The following is a 7,008-nucleotide window of genomic DNA, read 5'->3' as shown; positions in this document are numbered from 1 at the left end:
TAAAATTCCGCGTGAGGTAAATTCTGGCCCACGGCAAAAGCCAGTCGTCGCAGATACTATCGCTTAAGCTTTGTGGTCGCAGAAATTTACTCAAACGCCTTGTAGTGCGCCTCGTCGGCGAATTCTAACATCTCGCGATCGCCCCTGCTGTCGCCGTAAGCGATGACGCGATCGAAAGCCTGCACGTCGTATGCTGCGCGCACGCGAGCGACCTTTTGCGCGCCGTAGCAGTTCTGCCCCTCGATCTCACCCGTGATGATGCCGCCTTTGCGCCGTATTTTGGTGCCTAAAAGCTCCAAGCCCTGCGCATCGCACCACGGACGCAGCCAGTCTTCGAGCGAGGCGGTGACGATGACGACCCTATCGCCCGCGGCTTTATAGCTTGCGATCTTGTCCATCGCGCTTTGTTTTAGGATATCTTCGATGTGAGTGGTGGAGTATTTTTTGCAAATTTTATCGAATTTATCGGCGCTCATACCCGCAAAAAAGTAGCCCAAGAGCTTTCTGCGCGTAAAATTATTGCTCGCAAGACCTAGCTTATACGCCGCTAAAATGGGAGATAGCACCAAAATCCCGCGAAAAAATTTCTTAAATCCGACTACGTAGGCGACGAACTCGAGCAGCGAATCATCGCGCGTGATCGTGCCGTCAAAGTCGAATAAAACAAGATTCATTACCTCTCCTAGCAAAATTTCAGAAGCGTAAATTTTAAAATTTGTCTATAAAAAAAGGCGTGAAATTTAAAAGCTAAATTTCACGCCGAATTTTAAAATTTCATCCAAAAATTCTATTTTTTCGCCATTCGTCTGCGCGTCGTAGGGTCTAAGTATCGCTTGCGCACGCGGATATTTACGGGCGTAACCTCCACAAGCTCGTCCTCCTCGATCCACTCTAGCGCGCGCTCTAAATTTAGCGCGCGCGGCGGCACGAGCTTGATCGCATCATCGCTGCCGCTCGCGCGGACGTTGGTTAAATTTTTACCCTTGATCGGATTGACGTCCAGATCGTTCGGGCGGCTGTGCTCGCCGATGATCATACCTAGATAGACCTTTGCCTGCGGAGCGATAAAAAGCACGCCGCGATCTTGCAGGTTCCACAGGCTGTATCCTAGCGCCACTCCGTTTTCCATACTTACGAGCGCGCCGTTTTGTCGCTTCTCGACCGCGCCGATGAAAGGGCGGAATTCCAAAAAGCTATGATTCATCACCCCTTCGCCGCGAGTATCGGTCAAAAACTGCGAACGAAAGCCGATAAGACCGCGCGCCGGGATCTCAAACTCCATACGCGTCTGCCCGTCGCCGGTAGGATTCATCACCTTCATCTCGGCCTTTTTGCGGCCGAGCTTTTCGATGACGGTGCCGGTGCAATCATCGGGTGCGTCGATAACTAAGTGCTCGAAAGGCTCGCATTTGATGCCGTCGATCTCTTTGATGATAACTTCCGGGCGTCCGAGGCAGAACTCAAAGCCCTCGCGGCGCATATTCTCGGCCAAAATCGTGATCTGCAGCTCGCCGCGACCGCTTACTTTAAATTTACCCTCGCCCGCGTTTTCATAGCGCATCGCGATGTTGGTTTTCATCTCCGCTTCCAAGCGCTCGTCGATCTTGTTTGAGGTTACGAATTTGCCCTCCGTGCCCGCTAGCGGTCCGTCATTTACGCTAAAAATTACGCTAAGAGTGGGCTCTTCGATATGCAGCGCATCAAGCGGAATCGGATTATTGGGATCGACGATGCTGTCGCCTACGTCAAGCGCGTCAAAGCCCGCGATCGCCACGATGTCGCCGGTGCCTGCCGCGTCGATGTCGGTGCGCTCAAGCCCGCTAAAGCCGATGAGCTTTGAAATTCTACCGTTGATATGCGTACCGTCGGCTTTGGCTAGCATAACGCTTTGGTTTTTGTTTATCGTGCCGTTGAAAATCCTAGCGATGCCGATCTTGCCGACGTAGTTGTCGTAATCGAGCGTGAAAACCTGCAGCTGCAAAGGATTGTCATCGCTACCGCTCGGAGTAGGGACGTGAGAGATGATCGTCTCAAAAAGCGGCTTCATATCGGCGCTTGCGTCGTTTAGATCGTATTTTGCGTAGCCGTTTTTGGCCGCGGCGTAGATGACGGGAAACTCAAGCTGCTCGTCGTTTGCGTCAAGCGCTACGAAAAGATCGAAAATTTCATTTACCACGCGGTCCGGATCGGCTGCGGGCTTATCGATTTTATTTACGACTACGATAGGTCTGAGCCCCAAAGATAGCGCCTTTTTCACGACAAATTTCGTCTGCGGCATGACGCCTTCTTGCGCGTCGACGAGCAAAAGCACGCCGTCTACCATCTTTAGTACGCGCTCGACCTCGCCGCCGAAATCGGCGTGGCCCGGAGTGTCGATAATGTTAATTTTAACGCCGCCGTAGTGGATGGCGGTGTTTTTGGATAGTATCGTAATGCCGCGCTCGCGCTCTATGTCGTTGCTGTCCATCACGCGCTCGCCGACTTCTTGGTGATTACCAAATGTGCCGGACTGTTTTAAAAGCTCATCTACGATAGTGGTCTTGCCGTGATCGACGTGCGCGATAACCGCAATATTTCTGATATTTTCCAAATTTTTCTCCGTTTGCTATTTTAAAGGCTGACGATTATACTAAAAAAATTCTTAAGATAAAAATTTACGAGTACTCTTTGACTTCGCAGACAAAAAACTCATAAACGCGCTGTTGGATTAGTGCATCCTCGTCATCATCTCCGATCAGACGGCGCAGATGCGAAAAATCGATCTTTTTGATATATTTTTTGTTATTTTTGATATCTCTGTCGATCTCTTTTAGAAGCGAGTCTAAATTTAAGCTTTTATAGGTTTTCGCCTTTAAGATATACTCTTTTACGATAGAGACCAGCACGCCGATGCGCTGTTCGTCGCCCGGATAAATTTCGCCCGCTATATCTTTGATCACGTCGTAATCCTCGTCGGTCTGCTTCTTTTTGGCAAGCAGCATTGCGGCAAAAATTTTAGCTCTAAATTCGATAGAGCGATGATGAGGAATAAAGACCTCGCGAAATACGGATAGAAGATGATTTTTGAAATTCATTTATAACCTTACTTTAAGAAACATTTCCATATAATCCCGATTGCCCTTTCTTAGACCTGTGCAATGCTTTTTTTAGGCACCGCTTCAGGGTAGGAATACAGCAGAGCACTTAGATCTCGCATGTGCCGCAGCCATCTGGGAAGGGGTTTTACAAATCGATCCTATTAAGTCCGAAATGCTCTTTGAAATCCTCGCAAACACTCTGAAAATCGACACCTTCAATTTTCGGCTTGGCTTTGAAAAACTCTAACATCGAATTATACCCGCTAAGCAGCTCCTTACTCTTTACGCCGTAGCTTATTGAAATTCCGGCCTCGAAAAATGCCGCTAATTTATCGCAATACTTAAGCGCCTTGCCGTCGATTGCGCGAAATTTATCTTCGTTAAACATCTTTAGGCTGCCCTCTGCAAATTTAGGCTCCTTGCCTAGCTCGAAGGTGCGGTTTTCAAACTCGTCTTTTATAAATTTACTGCCCTCTTTACGGATACCCAAAATATAACTAAAATCATCTCGCATATGTTCCGGCACAAAGGGTAAAATTTTATCGTCTATTAGCCGCATCTCATATTCGCCGATGATGTCACTAAGGCCCTTGACCCCGTATTTTACGGGGCTAATGATGTCGCGAGTTAAGCTTTCTGGCAGATCGTGAAATAGCGCGCAGAAAAAATTATATGCCGTGCGCGAGCGGCACGCACCCACTTCAAGCGAGAAAAAGTAACTTAAAATCGCGACTACCAGCATGTGCCCAAGCACAGACGTCTCAGGAATTCGCGGCGTCTGCGCCCAGCGCTTTTGAAAACGAAGTCTGCCGCTAAGATCGACTATGCGGGCAAGCTTTTTATTCATCACGATCTTTCGCACGCCGATTAGCTCGTAATAATCCTCGAGCTCCTCCTCGACCTTGGATTTTAGCTCTTCAATATCGTTTAAAAACTGGCTCGTTTGATATACGATATTAAATTCCCACCGCGTAGAGAGGTAGCTTGCCGCCTTTAAGATCACGGCTTCTTTCTTATGATCTTTAGAATTTAGATATTTTTTAAATCGCTCGAAAAACTCGCCGTTTTGAATAGGCAAAAGATCGCTTTCTAGGACGCTTAAAACCCATTCGTTGATCTTTTTTTTCTTGGTTTTTTGGATCTGATGAAAGACGTCCGGGCGGATGTCGGTTACGACGATACGCGCTAGAAACTCGAAAATCCCCGCTTCTATCACATAGTTGATATCCACATCGCGCTCAAAGCTAGCGATGAAATAAGCGATGATAAATTTATGCGCCTGTTTGTCGAGCTCGACTAGACTTACCATCTTTGGGTAATCGTTCCAGCGGCTAATGCTTGCGGATTTAAAAATTTGTTCGACTAAATTTGAGCTTATCATCGGTAAATTTGATCCGAGTTTATTTCGATTACCGTGTGGACGTTGCCGCGCGGATTAAAATCGCCCGTGATTTTCATAAATTTAGGCTTTAGCTTGTTTTGCAGCGCGCCGTAAATTTCATTTATGCTATCTTCGTGGCTAATGTAGCGGTTCATAAAGGAATTTATGTAAAGTTTGATCGCTTTAAGTTCGACTACGAGCTTGTCCGGGATATATTCCAAATAGATCGTCGCAAAGTCCGGATAGCCCGAGCGCGGGCAGCGGCAGCAAAACTCGGGCAGGGTGATTTTTATTAGATAGTCGTGCTTTTGTTTATTGGGCCAAACTTCTAAATTTTCGATGTTAAAATTTTTTATCTCCTCTTCGCCGTATCTCACTATGATCTCCTTAAATTTGATATATCGTTCGGCTTTTCGACGCAAAATCCCTGAATATAATCGATGCCCATTTTATAAAGCTGCATTTGAAATTCCTCTTTGTCGATGAAGCGCATTACGGTTTCAACGCCCGATTTTGCGCAGGCTTCGTTAATGCCTATAAAGATATTTTTAATCTTTTCATCGTCTAAATTTTTATTAAATTCTATATCGTAAACGATAAAATCCACTTCCAAAAATTTTAAATATTCAAAGCTCGCGTTTGAGCCGCCAAACTGCGACAGCGCGAAGCTAAATCCGAGTTCGCGGAATTTAATTAAAATTTCATCAAAGCGCTTAATCTCCGAATAGATAAGCTTTTCGTTAAACTCAAACACGATCTTTTTCGGATCAATCAGATTATTATCGATGAGCTTTAAAATTTCATTGCGAAACTCGTTATTTCGCAGCGTCTGAGGCATAATCTCGATAAAAATTTTAGCGTCAATATCTTTAAAATAGATGATCCTAGAAATCTGCCTCATCATCGAAATATCGTATTTAATATCGTAATGATTTAGAAGCAAAATATCTAAAATTCTACTTTTCGTGATCTTTTCGCCGCTTCTCAGATCGAGTTTTGGAATTAAATTTATATGTGATTTTACACCGTTTTTATCTGCGACGCGCTGATATTTAAAGCTAAAATTTTCACTATCGATCGCTTCCATTACGTCGGCGGAAAATACGTCAATTAATACTTTCTCTACGTCAATAGCCTTCTCGCCGTGCTCTTCGTCGTCCAGGTGATTTATCTTATAAAATAGAGCATTTACGATATTATTTAGATTGCGATCATATGAGCTTGGAAGCATTGCAAATTCGCTTTTTATCTCTACATTTTTAATCGTTTGACTTGAAATTTTATGCTCAAACATTCGCAAAATATGACTTAAATTTGTAGCTTTTGATTCTACGCCGAATACAAAGTAGCCGTTTATAAAGCGCCCGATCGGAAGGTCCTTAAAACCCTGCTCCGCCATAAAATTTGAAAGTTCCTTACAATACTCGTATAAAATTTCATCGCCGTTTTTGTAGCCGTATCGATCGTTTATATCGATAATATTTTTAATTCGCAAAAGAACGATATTTATTTGACGATTTTTAGCTAGATCATTACTTAAAATTTTCTCGATCTCCTCGCGCACAAACACGTGAGTAACAGGATCAATCAGAGTCTTTTGAAAGCCAAAATAAATTTGATAGATGACATAATAAACATAGCAGATTAAAAGTATTAAAAATAAAATTACGTCGTCAAATTTAAACTCGCCGTTTCGGAACAAAATAATTCCGAAAACAATCAAAACGCAGGTAAACGGCACCGAAATTTTAAGTGCCGTTATGAAACGATTTTCGCGCTCTTTGGTCTCACTAAATAGCATCTAAACGTCCAAATGTTTTACATCTTTTGCATGGTCTTGGATGTAGTTTCGGCGCGGCTCGACCTCGTCGCCCATGAAAAGATTAAAGGTATCGCTAGCACTCTGTGCGTCTGCAATGCTAATTTTTAAAAGCCTTCTATTTTCAGGGCTCATAGTTGTTTCCCAAAGCTGCTCCGGATTCATCTCTCCAAGACCTTTATAGCGCTGAATATAAGCGCCTTTTTTCGAGCTTTTTTCGATTTCATCTAAAATTTCAATAAAATCCTTACCAAAACTTACATCCCGATCTTTGATCTTAGAATAAACTCTGATCGCCTCTTCAAAGATATAATTGCCGAATAAATTCTCATCTATCACGAGCTGTTCTAAGCCGCTCGGAGTTTGGACATAAATTCTAATGCCTCCATCATTTACGTAAGAATTTAATATATTAAATCCTTCGCTTTCCAGACGCGGTTTTAAAATTTTAAATAGTTCCTCGTATCCAAGGCTTCGCGCTTCATCGTTTTCTATCAAAAATCTGATCGCGCTAAGCACGCTGAAGCGCTTTTTAAGTTCGTTCAAAAGCGAACGGTAGTTTGAAACAATTTTTAGATAATCGATTAGATCCTCGTTGCCGATGCCTTCAAACTCGCCCATATCGATGCCCGTTTCGATCAAAAACTCGCTCAGCGCCTTTTCGTCTTTTAGATAAATCTCTTTTTTACCCTTTTTATATCTAAAAAGCGGCGGCTGTGCCAGATAAACAT

Annotated in this window: 6 protein-coding genes, 1 other RNA gene and 1 pseudogene; 1 reads left to right on the top strand and 7 read right to left on the bottom strand. The window is 43.9% G+C overall.

Translation table 11 applies throughout. The features are described from left to right. Window positions 1-86: 86 nt before the first annotated feature. The 3 genes from Q0257_RS00730 to Q0257_RS00720 form a co-directional block, all read right to left on the bottom strand. Window positions 87-674, bottom strand: a complete 588-nt coding sequence (locus Q0257_RS00730) for an HAD-IB family hydrolase (RefSeq protein ID WP_297896884.1) — start codon at window positions 672-674, stop codon at window positions 87-89. A gap of 113 nt (window positions 675-787) precedes the next feature. Further along, window positions 788-2,590 (bottom strand): translational GTPase TypA, encoded by a 1,803-nt coding sequence (typA, locus tag Q0257_RS00725; protein ID WP_298020292.1) that lies wholly within the window; start codon window positions 2,588-2,590, stop codon window positions 788-790. Window positions 2,591-2,654: 64 nt separating this feature from the next. Next, complete coding sequence (locus Q0257_RS00720; RefSeq protein WP_297901478.1) at window positions 2,655-3,074, bottom strand: hypothetical protein; 420 nt, start codon at window positions 3,072-3,074, stop codon at window positions 2,655-2,657. A gap of 47 nt (window positions 3,075-3,121) precedes the next feature. Between Q0257_RS00720 and ffs the strand changes: the two genes are divergently transcribed. Beyond that, an RNA gene (ffs, locus tag Q0257_RS00715) (signal recognition particle sRNA small type) lies at window positions 3,122-3,219 on the top strand. A 3-nt stretch (window positions 3,220-3,222) separates the two neighbouring features. On the opposite strand, the gene Q0257_RS00710 is transcribed toward ffs, so the two are convergent. The 4 genes and pseudogenes from Q0257_RS00710 to Q0257_RS00695 all read right to left on the bottom strand — a co-directional run. Beyond that, window positions 3,223-4,458 carry an HD domain-containing protein gene (locus tag Q0257_RS00710; RefSeq protein WP_298020289.1) on the bottom strand — a complete coding sequence of 412 codons (1,236 nt, stop codon included), beginning with the start codon at window positions 4,456-4,458 and terminating at the stop codon, window positions 3,223-3,225. Next, on the bottom strand, window positions 4,455-4,835 hold the full coding sequence (gene queF / locus Q0257_RS00705) for a preQ(1) synthase (protein ID WP_298020287.1): 381 nt from the start codon (window positions 4,833-4,835) through the stop codon (window positions 4,455-4,457). Before queF ends, Q0257_RS00710 begins: the two co-directional genes overlap by 4 nt. Continuing rightward, entirely contained in the window at window positions 4,835-6,259 is a 1,425-nt protein-coding gene (locus Q0257_RS00700) for an EAL domain-containing protein (protein WP_298020284.1), read from the bottom strand. The genes queF and Q0257_RS00700 overlap by 1 nt, the downstream gene beginning before the upstream one ends. Continuing rightward, window positions 6,260-7,008 (bottom strand): annotated as a pseudogene (locus Q0257_RS00695) (DNA gyrase subunit B); the annotation flags it as partial.

The sequence above is a fragment of the uncultured Campylobacter sp. genome (assembly GCF_938018035.1).
In the GTDB taxonomy this organism is placed as follows: domain Bacteria; phylum Campylobacterota; class Campylobacteria; order Campylobacterales; family Campylobacteraceae; genus Campylobacter_B.
This window is presented reverse-complemented; position numbering and strand designations above follow the sequence as displayed.

Excerpts from the sequence above, each read along its gene's own strand:
- Q0257_RS00720 (WP_297901478.1), bottom strand. The coding sequence starts at position 3,074 with ATGAATTTCAAAAATCATCTTCTATCCGTATTTCGCGAGGTCTTTATT.
- Q0257_RS00700 (WP_298020284.1), bottom strand. The coding sequence starts at position 6,259 with ATGCTATTTAGTGAGACCAAAGAGCGCGAAAATCGTTTCATAACGGCA.
- Q0257_RS00730 (WP_297896884.1), bottom strand. The coding sequence starts at position 674 with ATGAATCTTGTTTTATTCGACTTTGACGGCACGATCACGCGCGATGAT.
- Q0257_RS00710 (WP_298020289.1), bottom strand. The coding sequence starts at position 4,458 with ATGATAAGCTCAAATTTAGTCGAACAAATTTTTAAATCCGCAAGCATT.